18 protein-coding genes are annotated in these 23,069 nt (G+C 54.3%); 6 read left to right on the forward strand and 12 right to left on the reverse strand.

What is annotated here, in order from left to right; genetic code table 11:
- The first annotated feature begins 230 nt into the window (after positions 1-230).
- Together IB214_RS08220 and IB214_RS08225 are read left to right on the forward strand one after the other, a co-directional pair.
- A complete protein-coding gene (locus IB214_RS08220) occupies positions 231-773 on the forward strand; it encodes a YfaZ family protein (protein WP_115257927.1) in 543 nt (180 codons plus the stop codon).
- A gap of 124 nt (positions 774-897) precedes the next feature.
- Positions 898-2,094: a nicotinamide mononucleotide deamidase-related protein YfaY gene (locus IB214_RS08225; RefSeq protein ID WP_117343426.1), complete on the forward strand. Its 1,197-nt coding sequence runs from the start codon at positions 898-900 to the stop codon at positions 2,092-2,094.
- Positions 2,095-2,219: 125 nt separating this feature from the next.
- Here the strand turns inward: IB214_RS08225 and glpC are convergent, their stop codons facing one another.
- From glpC to glpA, 3 genes are read right to left on the reverse strand one after another with little or no spacing between them, the layout of a single operon-like run.
- Entirely contained in the window at positions 2,220-3,410 is a 1,191-nt protein-coding gene (gene glpC / locus IB214_RS08230) for an anaerobic glycerol-3-phosphate dehydrogenase subunit GlpC (protein WP_096756399.1), read from the reverse strand.
- Complete coding sequence (gene glpB, locus IB214_RS08235; RefSeq protein WP_117343427.1) at positions 3,407-4,666, reverse strand: glycerol-3-phosphate dehydrogenase subunit GlpB; 1,260 nt, start codon at positions 4,664-4,666, stop codon at positions 3,407-3,409. The genes glpC and glpB overlap by 4 nt, the downstream gene beginning before the upstream one ends.
- Entirely contained in the window at positions 4,656-6,284 is a 1,629-nt protein-coding gene (glpA, locus tag IB214_RS08240; protein ID WP_117343428.1) for an anaerobic glycerol-3-phosphate dehydrogenase subunit A, read from the reverse strand. Before glpA ends, glpB begins: the two co-directional genes overlap by 11 nt.
- A gap of 274 nt (positions 6,285-6,558) precedes the next feature.
- On the opposite strand from glpA, the gene glpT reads away from it, so the two are divergent.
- Together glpT and glpQ are read left to right on the forward strand one after the other, a co-directional pair.
- Positions 6,559-7,917 (forward strand): glycerol-3-phosphate transporter, encoded by a 1,359-nt coding sequence (gene glpT, locus IB214_RS08245; RefSeq protein WP_096756402.1) that lies wholly within the window; start codon positions 6,559-6,561, stop codon positions 7,915-7,917.
- Between the two features lie 3 nt (positions 7,918-7,920).
- Positions 7,921-8,988, forward strand: a complete 1,068-nt coding sequence (gene glpQ / locus IB214_RS08250) for a glycerophosphodiester phosphodiesterase (RefSeq protein ID WP_117343429.1) — start codon at positions 7,921-7,923, stop codon at positions 8,986-8,988.
- A gap of 60 nt (positions 8,989-9,048) precedes the next feature.
- On the opposite strand, the gene IB214_RS08255 is transcribed toward glpQ, so the two are convergent.
- On the reverse strand, positions 9,049-9,927 hold the full coding sequence (locus tag IB214_RS08255; protein ID WP_096756404.1) for a LysR family transcriptional regulator: 879 nt from the start codon (positions 9,925-9,927) through the stop codon (positions 9,049-9,051).
- 217 nt (positions 9,928-10,144) lie between these two features.
- Here IB214_RS08255 and IB214_RS08260 point away from each other — a divergent pair, with 217 nt between their 5' ends.
- Complete coding sequence (locus tag IB214_RS08260) at positions 10,145-11,335, forward strand: MFS transporter (RefSeq protein WP_117343430.1); 1,191 nt, start codon at positions 10,145-10,147, stop codon at positions 11,333-11,335.
- Between the two features lie 3 nt (positions 11,336-11,338).
- Here the strand turns inward: IB214_RS08260 and yfaE are convergent, their stop codons facing one another.
- From yfaE to ubiG, 4 genes are all read right to left on the reverse strand, one after another.
- The gene (gene yfaE / locus IB214_RS08265; RefSeq protein ID WP_096756406.1) at positions 11,339-11,593 is read right to left on the reverse strand and encodes a ferredoxin-like diferric-tyrosyl radical cofactor maintenance protein YfaE; all 255 of its coding nucleotides are present in this window, start codon (positions 11,591-11,593) and stop codon (positions 11,339-11,341) included.
- Complete coding sequence (gene nrdB, locus IB214_RS08270) at positions 11,593-12,723, reverse strand: class Ia ribonucleoside-diphosphate reductase subunit beta (RefSeq protein ID WP_096756407.1); 1,131 nt, start codon at positions 12,721-12,723, stop codon at positions 11,593-11,595. Before nrdB ends, yfaE begins: the two co-directional genes overlap by 1 nt.
- Positions 12,724-12,835: 112 nt before the next feature.
- Positions 12,836-15,121 carry a class 1a ribonucleoside-diphosphate reductase subunit alpha gene (gene nrdA / locus IB214_RS08275; RefSeq protein WP_096756408.1) on the reverse strand — a complete coding sequence of 762 codons (2,286 nt, stop codon included), beginning with the start codon at positions 15,119-15,121 and terminating at the stop codon, positions 12,836-12,838.
- A 369-nt stretch (positions 15,122-15,490) separates the two neighbouring features.
- Positions 15,491-16,219: a bifunctional 2-polyprenyl-6-hydroxyphenol methylase/3-demethylubiquinol 3-O-methyltransferase UbiG gene (ubiG, locus tag IB214_RS08280; RefSeq protein WP_096756409.1), complete on the reverse strand. Its 729-nt coding sequence runs from the start codon at positions 16,217-16,219 to the stop codon at positions 15,491-15,493.
- A gap of 158 nt (positions 16,220-16,377) precedes the next feature.
- Between ubiG and gyrA the strand changes: the two genes are divergently transcribed.
- Positions 16,378-19,014, forward strand: coding sequence for a DNA topoisomerase (ATP-hydrolyzing) subunit A (gene gyrA / locus IB214_RS08285; protein ID WP_096756410.1), 2,637 nt, complete (start codon positions 16,378-16,380; stop codon positions 19,012-19,014).
- A 43-nt stretch (positions 19,015-19,057) separates the two neighbouring features.
- Here the strand turns inward: gyrA and IB214_RS08290 are convergent, their stop codons facing one another.
- From IB214_RS08290 to atoD, 4 genes are read right to left on the reverse strand one after another with little or no spacing between them, the layout of a single operon-like run.
- Positions 19,058-20,242 carry an acetyl-CoA C-acetyltransferase gene (locus IB214_RS08290; protein WP_115257934.1) on the reverse strand — a complete coding sequence of 395 codons (1,185 nt, stop codon included), beginning with the start codon at positions 20,240-20,242 and terminating at the stop codon, positions 19,058-19,060.
- 30 nt (positions 20,243-20,272) lie between these two features.
- Positions 20,273-21,595, reverse strand: coding sequence for a TIGR00366 family protein (locus IB214_RS08295; RefSeq protein ID WP_115257935.1), 1,323 nt, complete (start codon positions 21,593-21,595; stop codon positions 20,273-20,275).
- Complete coding sequence (locus tag IB214_RS08300; protein ID WP_115257936.1) at positions 21,592-22,242, reverse strand: 3-oxoacid CoA-transferase subunit B; 651 nt, start codon at positions 22,240-22,242, stop codon at positions 21,592-21,594. The genes IB214_RS08295 and IB214_RS08300 overlap by 4 nt, the downstream gene beginning before the upstream one ends.
- 2 nt (positions 22,243-22,244) lie before the next feature.
- Positions 22,245-22,904 (reverse strand): acetate CoA-transferase subunit alpha, encoded by a 660-nt coding sequence (atoD, locus tag IB214_RS08305; protein ID WP_117343431.1) that lies wholly within the window; start codon positions 22,902-22,904, stop codon positions 22,245-22,247.
- Positions 22,905-23,069: the final 165 nt, after the last annotated feature.

The following is a 23,069-nucleotide window of genomic DNA, read 5'->3' on the forward strand; positions in this document are numbered from 1 at the left end:
CGATTTAAAGGAGAAGCGGGATTAAATGAATGCGATAACAGAAAACACGCCTCAGGCCCTTGTTGTGGCGTAAGTTGGCCGTTAACTTAACCTTTGCTAAACATTCTGAGTAGTATTTAGTTACAATATGTTATTGCATCGCCTTTTTAGCTCATTGATTCCTCGCCATCAGGCAGTACAATCCAGCGGTTTTGGGGCTATGTTTAGTTTCTTGCTGGAAAGGATAGAAAATGAAAAAAAGTATTTTATTGGGCCTTGCTGGAATGCTGTTTGTTTCTGCGTCGGCAAACGCGGTAAGCATCAGCGGCCAGGCGGGTGAAGATTACACCAACCTTGGCTTCGGTTTCGGTACCGAGTCCTCCGGGCTGGCAGCCAGCGGTAACTGGATGCATAACGACGATGATGGTGATGTTGCCGGCGTCGGTCTTGGCCTGAATATCCCGATTGGTCCTCTGCTGGCCACCGTTGGCGGGAAAGGCGTTTATACCAACCCAAACGACGGCGATGAAGGCTATGCGGCGGCGGTTGGTGGTGGCTTGCAGTGGCCGATTGGCGACAGCTTCCGTCTGTTTGGCGAGTACTACTACTCTCCGGATTCGCTTTCCAGCGGTATTGATAGCTACGAAGAAGCCAATGCGGGCGCGCGTCTGACCATTATTCGCCCACTGAGTATCGAAGCCGGTTATCGCTACCTGAACCTGGCGGGTAAAGATGGCAACCGTGACAATGCCATTGCTGACGGCCCGTATGTTGGGGTTAACGCCAGCTTCTGATGTCCCTGGCGCGGCGTTCAGCTGCGCCTGTTTTTCCTTCTCTTACTCATTCTCTTTCCCTCCATCCTCCATGTTCCCTCGCCATTGCGTTATAGTGTTTTGATTGCATAAGCAGGAGAACACAATGTTAAACGTGGAGATGCTATCCACCGGGGATGAAGTGTTGCACGGACAGATCGTCGACACCAACGCCGCCTGGCTGGCTGATTTTTTCTTCAATCAGGGATTACCGTTAACACGCCGCAACACGGTGGGCGACAATCTCGACGACCTGGTCGCCATTTTGCGCGAACGCAGCGAACATGCAGATGTATTGATTGTGAACGGTGGCTTAGGGCCAACCAGCGATGATTTGAGCGCGCTGGCTGCGGCAACGGCAAAAGGTGAAGAGCTGGTGCTGCACGAGGCATGGCTTGCTCAGATGGAGCATTACTTCCGCGAACGCGGTCGTATTATGGCACCGAGCAACCGTAAGCAAGCTGAATTACCTGCCAGCGCCGAGTTTATCAATAACCCAGTGGGTACCGCCTGCGGATTCGCCGTGAAGCTCAACCGCTGTTTGATGTTCTTTACGCCGGGCGTTCCGTCAGAGTTTAAAGTGATGATCGAGCATGAGATCCTACCGCGTCTGCGGGAGCGATTCTCACTCTCGCAACCCCCGCTATGCCTGCGACTAACCACCTTTGGCCGTTCTGAAAGCGAGCTGGCGCAAAGTTTGGATCCGCTGCCTTTGCCTGCCGGGGTCACGATGGGGTATCGCTCATCAATGCCGATTATTGAGTTGAAGCTTACCGGGCCGGATTCCCAACGTGAAGCGATGCTGGCGCTCTGGCCGGAGGTGAAGCGGGTTGCCGGGCAGAATATGATTTTTGAAGGCACGGAAGGGCTGCCCGCGCAAATTGCACGCACGTTGCAGGAACGGCAATACAGCCTGACGCTCAGCGAACAGTTTACCGCGGGCCTGGTCGCCCTCCAGCTTTCTCGCGCCAACGCCCCGCTGTTGGCCAGTGAAGTGGTGCCCTCTCAGGAGGAAACGCTGGCGCAAACCGCGCACTGGATAACCGAGCGACGCGGCAATCATTACGCAGATTTGGCGTTGGCGGTATCGGGTTTCGAAAACGAACATATTAACTTTGCGCTGGCAACGTCTGAGGGCACGCATGCATTACGCGTACGACTTAGCGCTAATCGCTACAGCTTGCCGGTGCGTCAGGAAGTGTGCGCCATGATGGCTCTGAATATGCTGCGCCGTTGGCTTAACGATCAGGATATTGCCACCGAGCATGGCTGGATTGAAGTGGTTGAATCACTGACCGTATAGTTTGTTATTGCCTGATGGCGAAGATTTTGTAGGCCGGATAAGGCGTTTTACGCTGCCATCCGGCAGATGTTTTGCCAGATGGCATTTCGCTTATCGGCCTACAATTGGGATGTAGGCTTGGTTAGTTAGCCTAACGCCTGTGCCAGCAGGGTTATTGGATGCTCACAGCGCTTGCTGGTGGACATCTCAATCTGCCATTTGCAGGTTTCGCAGTCGGTGACGACGATATCGGCCCCGCTTTCTTCGATCTGGCGGAATAGCGGGGCGCCAATGGATTGCGAAGTGGGGTAGTTTTCCTTTTTAAAGCCGTAGGTCCCGGCGATGCCGCAGCACTGGGAATCCAGCACCGTCAGTTCCAGACCAGGAATTTGACGCAGCAGCTCCAGCGTGTAGAGCGTCCAGCCCATTTTCTCCATATGGCAGGGGGTGTGGTAGACCACCTTCAGTGGCAGTGTTTTTAGCGGCAGCGTTTGCCCGCCGTCCAGTTTGCGCCACAGCCAACGGGTGGCCAGCTCAATATGTTCACGCAGACCCGTGTTGTCGACATCCAGCACTTCGGGATATTCATCGCGAAGCGCAAAGGTACAGGTTGATGAGGTGGCAAGCACCGGAATACCTTTCCCGTCAATGGCTTCTCTGAGTGACGCCACGTTGCTGACCGCCTGCTTACGTGCCTTATCGGTAAAACCGTTGGCGATCAGCGGCACGCCGCAGCACTTCTCTTTACTCAGCAACTGTACGCCGGTCCCCATCGCATTCAGCACTTTAATCAGGTCTTTGCCAAGCTGCGGATGGTTATAGTTCACAAAGCAGCCGTGAAAAAAGGCGACCTGATCCTGATACTGCGCCTGCTGTGCGGCAACGCTGCGGTACCAGCGGCGGAAGGTACCAAAGGAGTATTTTGGCAGCGTCCGGCGATGATCGATTTTTAACGCGTAATCGAGCAGCTGACGCACGGGCTTCAGCGAGGTGGCGGTATTGACGATCGGCGCGAACGGTGTGGAAACGCTGCCCATCAAATCGGTATGGCTTAAGACAAAGTTGCGCAGCGACGGACGCGTGGTGTCATATTTGGCGCGCGCGCGCTGGATGATATCGCCAATTTTAACATCTGACGGGCAGGCGACTTCGCAGCGTTTGCAGTTGATACAGTATTTCAGCGCATCATCGTATAACGCACCGTCTTTTAGACGCAGACGTTCCCCGTCCGGCCCGGCCTGTTTGGGTCCTGGGTAGCTCGGATTGACGCGGCTGACCGGGCAGGCAGTGGTGCACACAGTGCATTTGATACAACTTTCAAAACGTGTGTCGCTCATTGCTGGCCTCCTGCTCGTTTCGCAATATGATGTGCGGCATGCAAGGCGCTGACTGCGCTCACGCCGCCTCCGCAACCTTGGGCGATAGGGTCAAAACCGCCAAGCACCGACCCGATGGCAAACAGGTTCTCTACCGTTTTTCCCGCAAGCGTTGGGCGCAGGGTGTCATCAGTATTCACACCAAATTGTTGCCACGGCTGCGGGTCGAAGACGTCGCGCTGATACCACTGCGCACGGGTATCTGTTTGCTGGACATCCAGGCCGAGGATCGGCTCGTGGACAGCCTCGCGTGTTGCCACCAGTCCGCTGCTGAAGAAACTGCCGCTGGCGAGCACGGCAAAACGTGGACGCAATGGAATATCAGCATGATTGCGGGTCCACACTTCATTTACCACACCGTCCTGACAGGTGACTTTTTTCACCTCGTCACCGGGCATCCACACGCCGCCCTGGCGTACAAACTGACGCTGTAATTGATTGTGCAGGCGCATGCCGAGAACAGAAGGCGGTAAGGTGGGTAACAACATCAGCGAGCAGGGCAGACGCTCATTGAGCCACTGCCAGAGCCGGGAATCGGCGAGACCGAAGCAGGCTGGCATAATAATCATGTCGCAAGTTTTTGCTATTGGCAGCAACGCGTCACAGAGCAGTGGCCATTTATCTTCGTTATCCAGCAGGCGTGCGATGTTAACCGCGCGAAACTCGGTGGGGTTGTCGCGCAGAACATCCAGTTCCGGCAGCTCGATTTCTGCGGTGTCGACGCTGAGGTTACGCTGGCTCAGCGAGGCCGCCGCGAGGTGTGCCTGAAAATCCAGTAACCCGCTGATGCCCACCACGCAGATACGCTGAGCAGACAGCGGCCAGACCGGTACTTCCGGCGAACTGAGCCAGGTTGAGCGCAAGGTCCCCAGCGGCGTTACGCGCTGATGTACCTGATGCACCTCGCCCTGCAACTGGGCACCGGATTCTTTCAACAGGGTTTGCGCCTGCTGCGCCAGTGACAGGACGTTTTGCGTACCGATAAGGCTATAAGGGTGCAAGGGGGCCTGAGTGCGCAGTGCGTTCAGGCCTGCCTCGATATCGCTCACCGGCTGTCCATCCGGCAGCGTGCTGAGTAAATCCAGCGAGCCGGAGGAAAAATGCAGGGCGCTTTGGCCACGGGTAACAATCGCGCAGCGTAATCCGCTTTTTTGTAGTTGCAGACCGCACAGCAGTCCGGCGAGACCGCCGCCGATAATGACGGTATCAAATTTCATCCTGGTGCTCCTTTTCCAGACCGCATAACCCCTGATACACCCAGCGCGTGAACTCGCTTTCGCGCAGTGCGTCTCCCCAGGCAATCGGCTGCACGCCTTTCCAGCGTTCGTTGAGAAACTCGGAGAGCTGGGTGATGGACTGCGCGGCGGTGGTAACATTAAAACGTTGCAGTAAACCTGCGGCGCGACAGGCACACAGTTCGCCCTGGCATGTCCCCATCCCGACGCGAGTACGGCGGCGCAAGTCCAGCAGGCTGTTGACGGTTAAATTTTCCACGGCGTATTGGACTTCGCCTGCGGTGACCGCCTCGCACTCGCAGACCAGGCTGCGATGCTGACGACCTTCGCTCAGCCAGACCGGGGTGCGATCGCCGTGACGGTAGACTGCCGAGCCGCGTAGCGGTGCGGGCAACGAGATCACGCGCTTAAGCGTGTGCTCGGTTGATTCCTGCGAACCTGGCAGCGCGACGTCCGCCGTGGTGCAAGGGCGAGTGTTGCCCAGCTTGCGGCAGACGGCGTCGGTGGCCCATTCAGCCATCAGGCGGTAGGTCATCAGTTTGCCGCCGGTAATGGTGATAAAGCCATCCAGACCGTCGCGTTCAGCATGATCGAACAACACAATGCCGCGGCTGACGTTACGACCGCTTGGATCATTGTCGCTGGCCACCAGCGGACGCACGCCGGAGTAGGCGCGCAAAATGCGCGTTTTCGCCATAATCGGCGCCAGCTTCTCCCCTTCACGCAGCAGGATATCCACCTCTTCAGCGGTGACGCGGTTGCTGTCGATATCATCGTAATCAATATGTTGCGAGGTGGTGCCGATCAGCGAGATGGTGTCACCAGGCACCAGAATGTCGGCATCCGACGGTTTACGGCAGCGGTTGATGACATGCTGGTTAATGCGATGATCCATGATCAACAACGAGCCTTTTGCCGGGAACATGCGGATGCTCAGATCGGCATATTCCGCGATCCGCTGGCCCCAGATCCCGGCAGCGTTCACCACCACCGGCGCATGCAGGGACTGCATCTCGCCGGTGAGATGATTGCGAACGTTCACGCCGCAGACGGTTGCACCTTCACGAATCAGCCCGGTCACTTCATGGGCCGTCAGAATGACCGCGCCATGCTCTCGGGCATCCAGCATGTTGGCAGCGGTTAAACGGAAAGGATCCACGGTACCGTCTGGCACTTTGACTGCGCCAATCAACTGCGGGTTCACCGCGGGCTCGATAATGCGCGCTTGTTGAGGGTCGATCGCTTCTGCACGAATGCCCGCATCTTCGCAGGCACGAATAAAGGTGGCCTGGAAGGAGAGTTCATCTTCCGGCAGTGTGATAAACAGACCGTCCGTAGGCTCTACGCAGTGGCGGGCGATACGTTTCAGAATTTGGTTTTCGCTAATACATTCACGCGCAGATTCTGCGTCAGTGACGGCATAGCGCGCACCGCTGTGCAGCAGGCCGTGGTTACGTCCCGTTGCGCCGGTAGCGATATCGTGGCGTTCTACTAAGATGACGCGCAATCCGCGCAGAGCACAGTCGCGTGCGATCCCGGCACCTGTTGCTCCCCCACCAATGATAATCACGTCACTTGTTTGCGAGTCGCGAGTTTTCATTGTTTTTCCTCACAGTTCGTTTTTTTATCATTTAGCCACATAAAAAACATGGATTGTTTGATTTCGCGCATAATCGCTCATTATTCGAAAATGAAACGTGATTTCGTGCGCCTTTATGAACATTTGTCATAAATCTGTAACAATCTGTGCTGTGTTTCACATTTTTGTGCTGAATCTTTCCTTAACATCGCGGCCACACTGGGGGAGGTTGCGTCGTGATGACGTACTTACAGTGTTTCCTTCGAACAAAAGACGGCCACGGAGGCTACATACTATGTTGAGCATTTTTAAACCCGCGTCACATACGGCGCGCTTACCTGCAGCGGAAATCGATCCCACCTATCGTCGATTGCGCTGGCAGATTTTCTTGGGGATATTTTTTGGTTATGCGGCGTACTATCTGGTACGTAAGAACTTTGCCCTGGCTATGCCGTATCTGGTTGAGCAGGGTTTCTCCCGTGGCGATCTGGGTTTTGCGTTATCCGGTATTTCCATTGCCTATGGTTTTTCGAAATTTATCATGGGGTCCATTTCGGACCGCTCGAATCCGCGCGTTTTCCTGCCTGCCGGTCTGATTCTGGCGGCGGCGGTGATGTTGTTCATGGGCTTTGTGCCGTGGGCGACGTCCAGTATCGCGGTGATGTTTGTGCTGCTGTTCCTGTGTGGCTGGTTCCAGGGGATGGGGTGGCCGCCGTGCGGTCGTACCATGGTGCACTGGTGGTCGCAGAAAGAGCGTGGCGGTATTGTGTCCGTGTGGAACTGCGCGCATAACGTCGGTGGTGGTCTGCCTCCGCTGCTGTTCCTGCTGGGTATGGCCTGGTTTAACGACTGGAAAGCGGCATTGTACATGCCGGCATTCGGTGCGATTGTTGTCGCCCTGATTGCTTTTGCCCTGATGCGCGATACGCCGCAGTCTTGTGGCTTACCGCCGATTGAAGAGTATAAGAACGACTATCCGGATGATTACAGCGAAAAAGCCGAAGAAGAGCTGACTGCGAAGCAGATCTTCATGCAGTACGTGCTGCCAAACAAACTGCTGTGGTACATCGCGATCGCCAACGTGTTTGTCTATTTACTGCGTTACGGCATCCTCGACTGGTCGCCGACCTACCTGAAAGAAGTGAAGCATTTCGCGTTGGATAAATCCTCCTGGGCCTACTTCCTGTATGAGTATGCGGGTATCCCGGGCACCCTGCTGTGTGGCTGGATGTCGGATAAAGTCTTCCGTGGCAACCGTGGCGCAACCGGCGTGTTCTTCATGACGCTGGTGACCATTGCAACGATCGTTTACTGGATGAACCCGGCGGGCAATCCGAACGTTGATATGGCATGTATGATTATCATCGGCTTCCTGATCTACGGTCCGGTCATGCTGATTGGTCTGCACGCGCTGGAACTGGCACCGAAAAAAGCGGCGGGTACGGCGGCAGGCTTTACCGGGTTGTTTGGTTACCTGGGCGGCTCTGTGGCAGCGAGCGCCATTGTCGGTTACACCGTTGACTTCTTCGGCTGGGACGGTGGCTTTATGGTGATGATTGGCGGCAGCGTGCTGGCGGTTATTCTGCTGGTGGTCGTCATGTTTGGTGAAAAGCGCCATCACGCAGAGATGGAACTGAAGCGTAACGGGGGATAATAGATGAAAACCACATTGAAAAGTCTTAGCGTCGCGTTAATGCTGACCGGTATGGTGGTCAGCAGCGCAGCCATCGCCGCAGACAAGATTGTGATTGCTCACCGTGGGGCCAGCGGCTATTTACCGGAGCATACGCTGCCAGCAAAAGCGATGGCCTATGCGCAGGGCGCGGACTATCTCGAGCAGGATCTGGTGATGACCAAGGACGACCATCTGGTCGTTCTGCATGACCACTATCTTGACCGGGTCACCGATGTCGCCGAGCGTTTCCCGGATCGCGCTCGTAAAGATGGTCGCTACTACGCCATCGACTTTACGCTGGATGAGATCAAATCGCTGAAATTTACCGAAGGTTTCGATATCGAAAATGGCAAACAGGTGCAGACCTACCCAGGGCGCTTCCCGATGGGTAAATCTGATTTCCGTGTGCATACGTTCGAAGAAGAGATCGAGTTTGTTCAGGGATTAAATCATTCCACCGGTAAGAACATCGGTATCTATCCGGAAATTAAAGCGCCGTGGTTCCATCACCAGGAAGGGAAGGACATTGCTGCGAAGACGCTGGAAGTGCTGAAAAAGTACGGCTACAGCGACAAACAGGATAAGGTCTATCTGCAAAGTTTTGATGTGGCGGAACTCAAGCGCATCAAGAATGAGCTGGAACCCAAAATGGGGATGGACCTCAACCTGGTGCAGCTGATTGCCTATACCGACTGGAATGAAACCCAGGAGAAAAAACCGGACGGCAGTTGGGTGAATTACAACTATGACTGGATGTTTAAACCGGGTGCGATGAAGCAGGTTGCTGAGTACGCGGATGGCATTGGCCCGGACTATCACATGCTGGTCGATGAGAAGTCGAAGAAAGGCAACATCGTGTTGACCGAGATGGTGAAGGACGCGCATCAGAACAAGATGACGGTGCATCCTTATACCGTGCGGGCCGATCAATTGCCGGACTACGCGACGGATGTGAATCAGCTGTATGACATCCTGTATAACAAGGCGGGCGTTGACGGGTTGTTTACCGACTTCCCCGACAAAGCGGTGATGTTCCTGCATAAGCAGTAACGGTATCAGGCCTGCGATAGCATGATATCGCAGGCCTTTTCACCGGCGCATTCCCGACGGTTAGATCAGACCGTCTGCGGTCAGTGTTTCCATACATGCCTGCAGTAAATATAAAGGGCTGCCGTCTACCGGCGGCTCTTTTGCCAATAATGATATTTGCCGATAAAACGTTGGCTCCAGCGCCACCGAACGTATTTGCCCGCCAACCGCCTTTAATGTGAGCTCCGGTAACAATGCGATCCCCAGCCCCTGACGAATAAAACTGATTGCCGTATCCGGGTGGTTGAACTCGTACTTAATGATTGGCTCAATACCTTGTTCTTTAAATAACGTCATGATGCTTAATTCATAGCGCCCTTTACTGATAATCAGCGGTTCTCCCACCAGTTCTTCTACTGAGATTGTGGCTTTGGCCGCCAGCGGGTGAGCCTCGGGGACAACAACGGTGAATTTGTCTCGATAAACCGGCACGCAGTACATGCCACTGACCGGAAAATGCACAAAACCCGCATCAATGCCTCCACTCTGCAGCGAATCAATAATGGCGCTGCTGTTCTCTTCATAGGGAATGATTTTGATGTTGGGGTGATGCTGTTCAAAGTAGCGGATGATACCGGGCAAAATGCAGGCGCAGGCGCTGGGAAAACAGCCGATGTGCAAGGTTCGGGCGGGGTTTTGTTTCTCCTGTTCGGCGATCTCTTTTACGGCATTCGTTTGTCCAATGATGGTCCGTAAATGCGGGAGCAGCCGGATACCTACCGGGGTGAGCTGAATATCTTTGCGCCGCTCGCGGATCAAAATATTAACCCCTAACTCTTCTTCCAGCGCCGAAATAGCCTGACTGACGGCGGACTGGGTGGTGTATAGCCGCTTGCTGGCTTCGGTAAAACCACCGTACTCAAGCACGGCCAGCAGGGCGTGGATCTGGGTTAGTGTCATTAGTTATCCCTAATTAATACCATTAAAATGATTAATTTCTCTAATAAAATAAGCCTGTTTATACTGACTTTCTACCTTAAATACCCAAAATAATTTGCGTAGCCGACACACAAGCAATGTGAACTATGACGGGGATAAATCACATTTTGACGCACCTGTCCGTTGTTCAGTCGCTCTGAGCGTTGCCTGCGTGCGCCGTCGGGACAGGTTGCCGAGTATGAAAGAAAAATTGTGGACGAAAGATTTTTGGGCCATCACGATTATCAGCTTTATTATCTTTTTTGTTTTTTATGTCCTGCTGACGCTGTTGCCGATTTATATCCTGGAGCGTCTCCATGCGACCCCTGATAAGGCGGGTTTATTAGTCACCTTCTTTTTGGGGGCCGCCATTGTGGTACGTCCGTTTGCCGGACAATGGGTGGGAAAATATTCGAATAAAACGATTCTGGTGCTCTCTTCTCTGGCCTTTTTGGTGGTCACTGCGCTGTATCCTGTCTGCCATTCAATTGAATCACTGCTGTTTATTCGGGTGCTTCATGGTGTCACGTTTGGCGTTATTACTACGGTAAAAGGGACGATTTCCGCGCGGTTGATACCGGCCTCCCGACGTGGGGAGGGCATCAGCTTTTTCTCTTTAGCTATGGGACTGGCGATGGTCGTTGGGCCATGGGTGGGTCTGAACATGGCGCGCTGGGAGGCCTTTACTTCCGCGTTCTGGCTTTGTACAGCGGTAGCGGCGGTGGGTATTGTGCTGTCATTGATTGTTGCCGTGCCGCCGGTGATTCGTCATGCCGATGGCTCGCAGCCTAAGCTGGGATTTGCCGCCATGTTTGACCGTGCCGCCTTGCCTTTTGCCATGGTGACCTTCTTCATGACCTTTTCCTACGCCGGGGTATCTGCCTTCCTGGCGCTGTATGCACGTGAGCTGGATCTGATGGCCGCCGCCAGTAACTTCCTGCTTTGCTACGCTGTCTGCCTGATGATCTGCCGAACGTTTACCGGCAATATTTGTGATAAAAAAGGACCGAAATACGTGGTTTACCCGTGCCTGGTCGCCTTTACCGTAGGGCTTGTGGTGCTCGGATATACCCACGGCAGCATCATGATGATTATTGCCGGAGGGCTGATTGGCATTGGCTACGGCTCGGTGACACCGGTGTTCCAGACGCAAATTATTAGCGCGGTAGAGCCGCATAAAATTGGCATCGCCAATTCGCTTTTTTTCAACGCAATGGATGCGGGAATGGCGATTGGGGCATTTATTATGGGGATGATGGTAGAAGGCGTGGGGTATCGGGCGATTTATCTGGTCGGTGCCGTGCTGGTGGTTCTTGCCGGAGCGCTGTACATCATGCAGATGAAAAAACGCGGAGACGTGGTGCTGGTCTCCGCGCATGAAGTTCACTAGGCGTTACATCTCAATCTCAATATCACCCTTTGCCCGGCAACAGCAGGGCAGTATCTCACCCGGCTGAATAAAGGCCAAAGGCTCTGCAATCCAGTCAACCTGACCCGCTACCAGGCGGGTACGGCAGGAGCCGCAGTAGCCTTCACGACATTGATACTCGACCTCAACATTGTGCGATTCAAGCGCGGCCAGCAGGGAAGGATGTTCATCCTGGCACAGCAGCTGCGTGCCAGAGATGCGCAGGGTAATACGGCCCATCAGAGCTGGAAATTACTCAGATCGTCGGTATCGACTTCGGCATCGATTTGCCCGACCAGATAAGAGCTGACTTCCACTTCTTGCGGTGCAACCTGCACGTTATCGGACACCAGCCAGGTGTTGATCCACGGAATGGGGTTCGAACGCGTTTGGAACGGCAGGTCAAGCCCTACGGCCTGCATACGAATGTTAGTGATGTACTCGACGTACTGGCACAGAATATCTTTGTTCAGACCGATCATTGAACCGTCGCGGAACAGGTAATCAGCCCACTCTTTTTCCTGCACAGCGGCCTGTACGAACAGGTCGTAGCAATCCTGTTTACACTCTTCGGCAATCTCTGCCATTTCCGGATCGTCTACGCCGCTGCGCAACAGGTTCAGCATATGCTGGGTCCCGGTCAGGTGCAGGGCTTCGTCACGGGCGATCAGGCGAATGATTTTCGCGTTGCCTTCCATCAGTTCGCGCTCGGCAAAAGCAAAAGAGCAGGCGAAGCTGACGTAGAAGCGGATCGCTTCCAGTGCGTTAACGCTCATCAGGCACAGATACAGTTTCTTCTTCAGCTCGCGCAGGTTCACGACAACCGTCTTACCATTGACCGTGTGCGTACCTTCGCCCAGCAGATGCCAGTAGCTGGTCATCTCGATTAACTCGTCGTAGTAGCTGGAGATGCCTTCCGCACGCTTCTGAATCTGCTCATTGGTGACGATATCGTCAAACACCACCGCCGGATCGTTAACAATGTTACGGATGATATGGGTGTAAGAGCGTGAGTGAATGGTTTCGGAGAAGGCCCACGTTTCCACCCAGGTTTCCAGCTCAGGGATCGAGATCAGCGGCAACAACGCCACGTTCGGGCTGCGCCCCTGAATGGAGTCCAGTAAGGTCTGGTACTTCAGGTTGCTGATAAAAATGTGTTTTTCATGTTCTGGCAGCGCCTGAAAGTCAATGCGGTCACGAGAAACATCGACCTCTTCCGGACGCCAGAAGAAAGAGAGCTGCTTTTCGATCAGTTTTTCGAAGATGTCATATTTTTGCTGATCATAGCGCGCGACGTTCACCGGCTGGCCGAAGAACATCGGTTCCAGTAGCTGGTCATTTTTCGTCTGTGAAAAAGTGGTGTATGCCATTGATGTGAATCCTTTGTGGGATGAGCGCCGGATGGCGGTGCAAGCACCTTATCCGGCCTACAAACCGTGCAATCGTAGGCCGGGTAAGCGTAGCGCCACCCGGCATTATTCATCAGATCTTACATGCGCCGCTTTCGCAGCCATCGTCCTGGATAGACGGCACCATATCGTCCTGAGTATCTTCAGCACCGTCGCGGGTGTTCTGATAATACAGCGTTTTGACACCAAATTTGTAGGCGGTGAGCAGGTCTTTCAGCAATTGCTGCATCGGCACTTTCCCTGACGGGAAGCGGGACGGATCGTAGTTGGTATTGGCTGAAATCGATTGATCGATAAACTTCTGCATCACGCCAACCAGTTGCAGGTAGCCGTCGTTATTGGGCATTTCCCACAGCAGTTCATAGGCATTTTTCAGGTGTTCGTAATCCGGCACGACCTGACGCAGGATGCCATCTTTCGAGGCTTTAATACTCACGTGACCGCGCGGTGGCTCAATGCCGTTGGTGGCGTTGGAGATCTGCGAAGAGGTCTCAGACGGCATCAGAGCAGAGAGTGTGGAGTTACGCAGACCGTGAGTCTTGATCGATTCACGCAACGCTTCCCAGTCGTGGTGCAGCGGTTCGTTGACGATGGCATCCAAATCTTTCTTGTAGGTATCGATCGGCAGAATACCTTTGGCATAGGTGGTTTCGTTAAACCACGGGCACGCGCCTTGCTCTTTAGCCAGCTCATTCGAGGCTTTCAGCAGGTAATACTGGATGGCTTCAAAGGTTTTGTGGGTCAGGTTATTGGCGCTGCCGTCAGAGTAACGTTTACCGTTCTTCGCCAGCCAGTAAGCGTAGTTGATCACGCCAATACCCAGCGTACGGCGACCCATGGCACCGCGTTTAGCTGCCGGGATCGGATAATCCTGATAATCCAGCAGCGCATCCAGTGCTCGTACCGCCAGCACGGCCAGCTCTTCCAGTTCGTCGAGGCTGTTGATAGCGCCGAGGTTAAAGGCAGACAGCGTACACAGGGCAATTTCACCGTTTTCGTCGTTAACGTCGGTCAGCGGTTTGGTCGGCAGCGCGATTTCCAGGCACAGGTTGGACTGGCGCACTGGTGCGATAGCAGGATCAAACGGGCTGTGGGTGTTGCAGTGGTCAACGTTCTGAATGTAGATACGACCGGTAGAGGCGCGTTCCTGCATCATCAGCGAGAACAGCTCAACCGCTTTTACGCGTTGTTTACGAATGCTGTCATCGTTTTCGTATTGGGTGTACAGGCGCTCGAATTCGTCCTGATCGGCGAAGAACGCGTCGTACAAGCCCGGAACGTCAGACGGGCTGAACAGGGTGATGTCGCCGCCTTTCAGCAGGCGAGTGTACATCAACTTGTTGATCTGTACGCCGTAGTCCATGTGACGTACGCGGTTGCCCTCGACGCCACGGTTGTTTTTCAGTACCAGCAGGCTTTCAACTTCCAGATGCCACATCGGGTAGAACAGCGTGGCCGCACCGCCGCGTACGCCGCCCTGAGAGCAGGATTTCACCGCAGTCTGGAAGTGTTTATAGAACGGGATACAGCCGGTGTGGAACGCTTCACCGCCGCGAATCGGGCTACCCAGCGCACGAATGCGTCCAGCGTTGATGCCGATACCAGCGCGCTGGGAAACGTATTTCACGATGGCGCTGGAGGTCGCGTTAATGGAGTCCAGGCTGTCGCCGCACTCGATCAGCACGCAAGAGCTGAACTGACGGGTTGGGGTACGCACGCCAGACATGATTGGCGTTGGCAGCGAAATTTTAAACGTCGAAACGGCGTCGTAGAAACGCTTAACGTATTCCAGACGGGTTTCACGCGGGTAGTTCGAGAACAGGCAAGCTGCTACCAGAATATAGAGGAACTGAGCGCTTTCGTAAATTTCACCGGTGACGCGGTTTTGTACCAGATATTTGCCTTCTAACTGCTTCACGGCAGCATAGGAGAAGGTCATATCGCGGTCATGTTCGATGAACGAGTCCATCTGCTTGAACTCTTCTTCCGTGTAGTCTTCCAGCAGATGATTGTCGTATTTGCCCATCTCAACCATTTTAACAACATGGTCATACAGTTTTGGCGGTTCGAACTCACCGTAGGCTTTCTTGCGCAGGTGGAAAATCGCCAGACGAGCGGCCAGATATTGATAATCCGGTGCATCACGGGAGATCAGATCGGCGGCGGCTTTGATAATCGTTTCGTGAATATCGGAAGTCTTGATGCCGTCATAAAACTGAATGTGGGAGCGAAGCTCGACCTGAGAAATCGATACGTTATTCAGTCCTTCTGCCGCCCAATCCAGAACTCGGTGGATTTTGTCGAGATTGATGCGCTCTGTACTACCATCACGCTTTGTCACCAGCAGACTCTGATTCATGTGGTTTTTTACCTGTCCGTGAAAGAAAAAAATATCCCCCGTATTATCCACAGTGCCATGTTGTGACTAAGTCTGTGGATAAATACTATATGTAGGGGTTGTTTGATAAGATAGACGCTATATGGTGAGTATTCTAGTAGGGATTCTTTTCAGTACAAGAGTTGATTTTGGCGTTAAATTGAGGTTGCAAAAGGGTAATAATCGCTAAGTGCGCGTCTTATAAGGCCTGGCGAGGATGTCAATAATTGAGAAAAAAAATAGAAAATTTGATCGAGTGCTGATTTCTTCATCGAAGAGCGATTACGTTATATGATCTGGCACAGAGTTTGTACGCCTGATAAGCGAAACGTCATCAGGCGTGCAGATAAGTTACTCGGCTTTCGCGGTGGTGTGCACCATATAGTTCACGTCCACGCCTGGGCCCAGCTTAAAGGTGTTGGTGATCGGGTTGTAGTGCAGGCCGGTCATGTGGCGCTCTTTTAACACTGTCTGATCAACCCACTGTAACAATTCCGCAGGCTTAATAAATTTTTTCACATCATGCGTGCCTTTGGGCACCATGCGCAGAATGTACTCTGCGCCAACCACTGCCATCAGCCACGACTTGCCGTTGCGATTGAGCGTGGAGAAAAACACCTCGCCGCCTGGTTTCACCAACTGCGCGCAGGCTCTGACCACCGACTGCGGATCCGGTACGTGTTCCAGCATTTCCATGCAGGTCACTACGTCATACTGGTGTGCATGTTTTTCGGCGTGTTGTTCTACAGTTTCTTGTACGTATTCCACCTGAATGCCACTTTCCAGCGCATGCAGTTTTGCCACCTGTAGCGGTTCAAAACCCATATCCAGGCCGGTGACTGTTGCGCCTTCGCGCGCCATGCTTTCAGCCAGAATGCCGCCTCCGCAGCCGACGTCGAGCACTTTTTTACCAAACAGCCCGCCTGAGCGCTCGGTGATATAACCCAGACGCAGCGGGTTAATGCGGTGCAGAGGCTTAAATTCACCTTCAAGATCCCACCAGCGCGACGCGACTGCTTCAAATTTGGCAATTTCTTCATGGTCAACGTTCTGAGTCACCGGGGCTTTTTCGGCATTCATTGGGGCTTCTACTCCTTAATTAGCAATACAAACGAGTATATCAGCCTGGCAGGATGAATAAAGCCTCTCTCAGGGGGAATCCATTTACCTGAATCTGCACGGATGTGTTATAATTTGCGACCTTTGAATCCGGGATACAGTAGAGGGATAGCGGTTAGATGAGCGACCTTGCGAGAGAAATTACACCGGTCAACATTGAGGAAGAGCTGAAGAGCTCGTATCTGGATTATGCGATGTCGGTCATTGTTGGCCGTGCGCTGCCGGACGTCCGAGATGGCCTGAAGCCGGTTCACCGTCGCGTACTTTACGCCATGAACGTATTGGGCAACGACTGGAATAAAGCCTATAAAAAATCTGCCCGTGTCGTTGGTGACGTAATCGGTAAATACCACCCTCATGGTGATACCGCCGTTTACGACACCATTGTTCGTATGGCGCAGCCATTCTCCCTGCGTTACATGCTGGTGGATGGTCAGGGTAACTTTGGTTCTGTCGATGGCGACTCCGCCGCAGCGATGCGTTATACGGAAATCCGTATGTCGAAAATCGCCCACGAGCTGATGGCTGACCTGGAAAAAGAAACGGTTGATTTCGTCGATAACTATGACGGCACCGAACGCATTCCGGACGTCATGCCGACCAAAATTCCTAACCTGCTGGTGAACGGTTCGTCCGGTATCGCGGTAGGTATGGCGACCAACATTCCGCCGCACAACCTGACAGAAGTGATTAACGGCTGTCTGGCCTACATTGACGATGAAGACATCAGCATTGAAGGGCTGATGGAACACATCCCAGGCCCGGACTTCCCGACCGCCGCGATCATCAACGGTCGTCGTGGTATTGAAGAAGCCTATCGTACTGGTCGCGGTAAAGTGTACATTCGCGCCCGCGCGGAAGTTGAAGCTGACGCGAAAACCGGTCGTGAAACCATCATCGTGCACGAAATTCCGTATCAGGTGAACAAAGCCCGCCTGATTGAGAAAATTGCCGAGTTGGTAAAAGACAAACGCGTTGAAGGCATCAGCGCGCTGCGTGACGAGTCTGATAAAGACGGTATGCGCATCGTGATTGAAGTCAAACGTGACGCGGTCGGGGAAGTGGTTCTCAACAACCTTTACTCCCAGACCCAGCTGCAGGTTTCCTTCGGTATTAACATGGTTGCGCTGCACCATGGTCAGCCGAAGATCATGAACCTGAAAGATATTATTGCTGCGTTTGTGCGTCACCGTCGTGAAGTGGTTACTCGCCGTACTATTTTTGAACTGCGTAAAGCCCGCGATCGCGCCCACATCCTTGAAGCGCTGGCGATTGCACTGGCCAACATCGATCCGATCATTGAACTGATCCGTCGTGCGCCGACCCCGGCTGAAGCGAAAGCCGGACTGGTCGCCCGTTCGTGGGAGCTGGGTAACGTGTCGGCGATGCTGGAACGTGCCGGTGATAACGCTGCCCGTCCTGAATGGCTGGAACCTGAGTTTGGCGTGCGTGACGGTCAGTACTACCTGACTGAACAGCAAGCCCAGGCAATTTTGGATCTGCGCTTGCAGAAACTGACCGGCCTTGAGCATGAAAAACTGCTCGACGAATACAAAGAGCTGCTGGAGCAGATCGCTGAATTGCTGCACATTTTGGGCAGCGCCGATCGCCTGATGGAAGTGATCCGTGAAGAGATGGAGCTGGTTCGCGAGCAGTTCGGTGATGAGCGTCGCACTGAAATCACCGCCAACAGCGCTGACATCAATATCGAAGATCTGATCACCCAGGAAGATGTTGTCGTGACCTTGTCTCACCAGGGTTACGTTAAATATCAGCCGTTAACCGATTACGAAGCACAGCGTCGTGGCGGTAAGGGTAAATCAGCAGCACGTATTAAAGAAGAAGACTTCATCGACCGCCTGCTGGTGGCCAACACCCACGACACGATCCTGTGCTTCTCCAGCCGTGGTCGTCTGTACTGGATGAAGGTCTATCAGCTGCCGGAAGCGAGCCGTGGTGCGCGTGGACGTCCAATCGTCAACCTGCTGCCGCTGGAAGCCAACGAACGTATCACCGCGATTCTGCCGGTACGCGAGTACGAAGAGGGCGTGAACGTCTTTATGGCAACCGCTAGCGGTACCGTGAAGAAAACGGCGCTGACCGAGTTCAGCCGTCCACGTTCAGCCGGTATTATTGCGGTTAACCTGAATGAAGGCGACGAACTGATTGGCGTGGATCTGACCTCCGGGTCTGACGAAGCGATGCTGTTCTCTGCCGCGGGTAAAGTGGTGCGCTTCAAAGAAGACGCCGTTCGTGCGATGGGTCGTACTGCGACCGGCGTACGTGGTATCAAACTGGCGGGCGAAGACAAAGTCGTTTCTCTGATTATTCCACGTGGTGAAGGCGCTATCCTGACCGTGACGCAAAACGGTTATGGTAAGCGTACTGCGGCAGAAGAGTATCCGACCAAGTCGCGTGCGACGCAGGGCGTTATCTCCATCAAAGTCACCGAACGCAACGGTTCCGTTGTTGGCGCGGTGCAGGTGACCGATAGCGACCAGATCATGATGATCACCGATGCTGGTACGTTGGTGCGTACTCGCGTGTCGGAAATCAGCGTGGTTGGGCGTAACACCCAGGGCGTTATCCTCATCCGCACGGCGGATGATGAAAACGTGGTGGGTCTGCAACGTGTAGCTGAACCGGTTGATGACGAAGAACTGGATTCTATCGACGGAAGTGCTGCGGAAGGGGACGATGATATCGCGCCTGAAGCAGAAAGCGATGACGATGCGGCGGATGACGCAGAAGAGTAATTAAGTCGTAATGAGAAGGGCCGGAGAAATCCGGCCCTTTTTTTTAGTTCATCCTTTCTACAATCATTGCAATCCCCTGACCGCCGCCGATGCACAGTGTAGCCAGTCCGAGGGTTTTATCCCGCGCTTGTAGCGCGTGAAGCAACGTGACCAGAATACGCGCCCCGCTGGCGCCGATAGGGTGCCCAAGCGCGATTGCTCCGCCGTTGACATTCACCTTTTGTGCATCAAATCCCAGCGTTTTCCCTACTGCCAGAAACTGTGCGGCAAACGCCTCATTGGCTTCAATCAGGTCGATATCAGACAATTGAAGCCCGCTCAGTTGCAGCACTTTTTGCGTCGCCGGAACCGGCCCCATGCCCATGATGGCGGGTGCGACGCCGCCGCCGGCATAGGCTTTGATCCGCGCCAGCGGCTTCAGCCCAGCAGCCAGCGCCGCCGCTTCTTCCATGATTACCAGCGCGGCGGCACCGTCGTTGATCCCCGAAGCGTTACCGGCCGTGACGGTACCCGCTTTGTCGAAGGCCGGACGTAATGCGGCAAGGCCTTCCGCCGTAGAGTCGGCTTTGGGGAATTCATCACGATCAAACATGATCGCTTTTTTCCGCGATACCACACTCACCGGGACGATCTCTGCCTCAAATGCGCCTGACTCTATTGCCGATACCGCTTTACGCTGCGACATCAGCGCCAGTTCATCCTGCATCTCCCGACTAATGCCATACTCCTTGGCAACGTTTTCAGCGGTGATCCCCATATGGTAGCCATGCTCGGCGCAGATCAGACCGTCGCGCAGGATTACATCTGACAACTGTCCGTCCCCGAGGCGATATCCCCAGCGGGCTTTGGCGTCTAACAGGTACGGTGCCTGGCTCATGTTTTCCATGCCACCGGCGACAATTGCCTGAGCCTGTCCGGCCTGGATTGCCTGAGCGGCAAGCGCCACGCTTTTGAGGCCCGAGCCGCACACTTTGTTGAGGGTAAAACCGCATACGGTGTCGGCGAGACCGCTTTTTAACAGCGCCTGGCGTGCAGGGTTCTGTCCTAAACCAGACTGCAGCACGTTGCCCATGATCACCTCGTCAACCCGGAGTGGGTCAAGGCGGGCGCGCTCTAGCGCGGCTTTAATCACGGTTGCTCCGAGTTCGACGGCGCCGGTGGTGGCCAGTGAACCATTAAAGTTACCGATTGCGGTACGCGCCGCACTGACGATGACACAATTTTTCATTTTTCTGTTCCCTTAAATAAGTGGTTGCCGTCAGAACAAGGTCAATCCAATGACGAAAATGACGCCGGAGAAAAGCAGGGCGGTGATGCAATAGCCCATAATGTCGCGCACGCCCAGCCCGGCGATAGCCAGCGCAGGTAATGCCCAGAACGGTTGCGCCATGTTCATCCACTGCTCGCCGTAGGCGATGGCCATCACCGATTTACCCAGGTCGGCACCGAGCGCCTGCGCGGCAGGCAACACGAACGGTCCCTGAATAACCCAGTGTCCGCCACCTGATGGCACGGCAAAGTTAATCAGCGCGGAACTGAAGAAAGTCATTAATGGGAAGGTGTCTTTGTTGGCGACGTCGATGAAGAATTCGGTAATCAGCCCGCCGAGACCGGAATGCTCCATCATTAGTTGGATCCCGGCGTAGAAGGGGAACTGTACCAGGATCCCCGCGGTGCTGCGGGCGGCGGCGCTGACAGCACGCATATAGGCCATTGGCGTTTTGTGCAGCAGCAGACCGGCAATCATAAACATCAGGTTGACGGTGTTGATGGTGAGGTTGAAACCCTTGTCGGCGAAATACAGTGCCAGGTAAGCAATCCCCAGTCCGCCAATGATCAGCGTCAGAATACGGCTCTCTTCCAGACGCTCGGACGGCGGTGCGTCTGGCGGGAGTTTCTTCTGGAAATCATCTTCTTCCAGCAATAATTTTGGATCGATGCTTACCACATCAGACGGTTTCGGCGTCATCATGCGTGTGATGAACGGCATGACCACAATGAGCGCCAGAGTGATGAAAATATTGAAATCGGTAAACAGGGTGTCGCTGACCGGAATTAACCCGGCAACGTGCTCGACCGGGTTGCCCGGCGTTGCTGCCAGCAACGGCATTGAACCGGAAAAGCCGCCACCCCAGGTCAGAAAGCCGATGTAGGCGCAGGCAATCAGCAGCGGGTAGTCAGAGCCGGGTACCCGACGGGCGACTTCACGAGCAAACATCGCTCCCACCACCAGACCAAAGCCCCAGTTGATGACGCTGGCGACCGCGGCAAAGAATGTCACCAGCATAACGCCCTGTGTGGGGGTTTTAGCGGCTGAAGCGGCGGTGCGCAGCAGACTTTTAACCGGACCGGAGCTGGCCAGCGCGTGGCCGGTGACGATGATCAGCGCCATCTGCATACCAAATGCCAGCAGATTCCAGAAGCCGTCTCCCCAGAACTTGACCATGCTGATCGGTGTTTGCGGCGTCAACCACAGCGCAATGGCGAACGTTATCAGCGTCAGCAGCATGGCGAAGATCAGCGGATCGGGCAGCCAGCGGCTGACGAAACGCGTCATAAAGCGTGACATACGGCCAATCATACGTCACCTCGCAGGATGACCAGATCGGTGGCGACAGCAAATTGTGCGTCGGTTTTCTCACGCAGGGCGGTGATATCGCAGCCTTCCGCGATTTCTGTCAGCCACATTTTACCGTCAATGAAGCGGAAAACGGCGAGTTCGGTGACCAGCATATGTACCGCGTGCTGGGCCGTCAGTGGCATGGTGCAATGGCGGAGAATTTTAGCCGCGCCATCTTTCGCACAATGTTCCATGGCGATAATGACTTTACGCGCGCCGGTGACCAGATCCATTGCGCCGCCCATACCGGGCACCATCTTACCGGGAACCACCCAGTTGGCGAGGTTAGCCTGTTCATCAACCTGCAACCCACCGAGGACACAGGCATCCACATGGCCGCCGCGAATTAACGCGAATGACATGGCGCTATCAAACATTGCGGCACCGGGCAAAATACCACACGGTTGCCCACCGGCGTTGACCAGATCGGGATGGGCGGTGGTGACCGGACCCAACCCGAGAAAACCGTTCTCGGACTGCAAGGTAATGTGAATATCGGCTGGCAGGTAGTTGGCGACCATCGTCGGCAGACCGATACCTAAATTCACCACGTCGCCGTCGCGAAGTTCTTGCGCCACGCGGCGCGCAATACGTTGTTTAGCATCCATAATCAGGCCTCCAGAGGGCAAATAATGTGGTCGATAACGGCGCCGGGGGTGATTATCTGGTCAGGGAGAAGCTCACCTATTTCGACCATTTCATCCGGCTCCACCAGCGTGAGGTCGGCGGCAAGGGCGATCAGTGGGTTGAAATTGCGCGCGCTGAGTTGATAGGTGAGGTTGCCAAGCATGTCTGCACGATGCGCACGAATAAGCGCCAGATCTGCACGCAATGGGCGTTCAAGCAGCCAGGTTTTGCCATCAAGCGTCAGGGTCTGCTTGCCGTCTTCGACAATGGTGCCAACGCCGGTAGGCGTCAGAAAACCGCCAAGCCCCGCGCCGCCGCAGCGGATTTGCTCTATCAGGGTACCTTGCGGCACCAGTTGAACCTCCATTTCACCGGCAATCATGCGTCGACCGGTTTCAGGATTGGTGCCAATGTGCGAAGCAATCACTTTGCTCACACGGCCATTGACGATCAGCGGCCCGATCCCGGTATCGACAAAGGCGGTATCGTTAGCGATAAGTGTCAGGTCTCTGACGCCGGACTCAAGTAAAGCTTCAACCAAACGGGGTGGGGTACCTACGCCCATAAAGCCCCCGACCATGATGGTCATGCCGTCGCGAAAGAAATGTGTAGCGTCTTGTAAGGTAAGAAGTTTTGTTTTCATTCTATTTCCCTGTTGCCTGGTCCATTTTGGGTACATCAGGGAATTGCAAGCGGGATGCCAGAATGGTGAAATAGAAAGGAATATCGTTAATTCATTGAATCTGTAGGGTTATTTGTTCTCAGGCTATGTGATAGTGATGGGGGGGCTATGCAGAGTTTTGCGCAG

The organism is Citrobacter sp. C1 (assembly GCF_014596895.2).
GTDB lineage: Bacteria > Pseudomonadota > Gammaproteobacteria > Enterobacterales > Enterobacteriaceae > Citrobacter > Citrobacter gillenii.

Excerpts from the sequence above, each read along its gene's own strand:
- atoD (WP_117343431.1), bottom strand. The coding sequence starts at position 22,904 with ATGAAAACAAAACTTCTTACCTTACAAGACGCTACACATTTCTTTCGC.
- glpQ (WP_117343429.1), top strand. The coding sequence starts at position 7,921 with ATGAAAACCACATTGAAAAGTCTTAGCGTCGCGTTAATGCTGACCGGT.
- yfaE (WP_096756406.1), bottom strand. The coding sequence starts at position 11,593 with ATGGGCCGTATTACCCTGCGCATCTCTGGCACGCAGCTGCTGTGCCAG.
- IB214_RS08255 (WP_096756404.1), bottom strand. The coding sequence starts at position 9,927 with ATGACACTAACCCAGATCCACGCCCTGCTGGCCGTGCTTGAGTACGGT.
- IB214_RS08290 (WP_115257934.1), bottom strand. The coding sequence starts at position 20,242 with ATGAAAAATTGTGTCATCGTCAGTGCGGCGCGTACCGCAATCGGTAAC.
- IB214_RS08220 (WP_115257927.1), top strand. The coding sequence starts at position 231 with ATGAAAAAAAGTATTTTATTGGGCCTTGCTGGAATGCTGTTTGTTTCT.
- nrdB (WP_096756407.1), bottom strand. The coding sequence starts at position 12,723 with ATGGCATACACCACTTTTTCACAGACGAAAAATGACCAGCTACTGGAA.
- IB214_RS08295 (WP_115257935.1), bottom strand. The coding sequence starts at position 21,595 with ATGATTGGCCGTATGTCACGCTTTATGACGCGTTTCGTCAGCCGCTGG.
- glpT (WP_096756402.1), top strand. The coding sequence starts at position 6,559 with ATGTTGAGCATTTTTAAACCCGCGTCACATACGGCGCGCTTACCTGCA.
- IB214_RS08300 (WP_115257936.1), bottom strand. The coding sequence starts at position 22,242 with ATGGATGCTAAACAACGTATTGCGCGCCGCGTGGCGCAAGAACTTCGC.
- glpC (WP_096756399.1), bottom strand. The coding sequence starts at position 3,410 with ATGAGCGACACACGTTTTGAAAGTTGTATCAAATGCACTGTGTGCACC.
- IB214_RS08260 (WP_117343430.1), top strand. The coding sequence starts at position 10,145 with ATGAAAGAAAAATTGTGGACGAAAGATTTTTGGGCCATCACGATTATC.
- ubiG (WP_096756409.1), bottom strand. The coding sequence starts at position 16,219 with ATGAATGCCGAAAAAGCCCCGGTGACTCAGAACGTTGACCATGAAGAA.
- glpB (WP_117343427.1), bottom strand. The coding sequence starts at position 4,666 with ATGAAATTTGATACCGTCATTATCGGCGGCGGTCTCGCCGGACTGCTG.
- IB214_RS08225 (WP_117343426.1), top strand. The coding sequence starts at position 898 with ATGTTAAACGTGGAGATGCTATCCACCGGGGATGAAGTGTTGCACGGA.
- glpA (WP_117343428.1), bottom strand. The coding sequence starts at position 6,284 with ATGAAAACTCGCGACTCGCAAACAAGTGACGTGATTATCATTGGTGGG.
- gyrA (WP_096756410.1), top strand. The coding sequence starts at position 16,378 with ATGAGCGACCTTGCGAGAGAAATTACACCGGTCAACATTGAGGAAGAG.
- nrdA (WP_096756408.1), bottom strand. The coding sequence starts at position 15,121 with ATGAATCAGAGTCTGCTGGTGACAAAGCGTGATGGTAGTACAGAGCGC.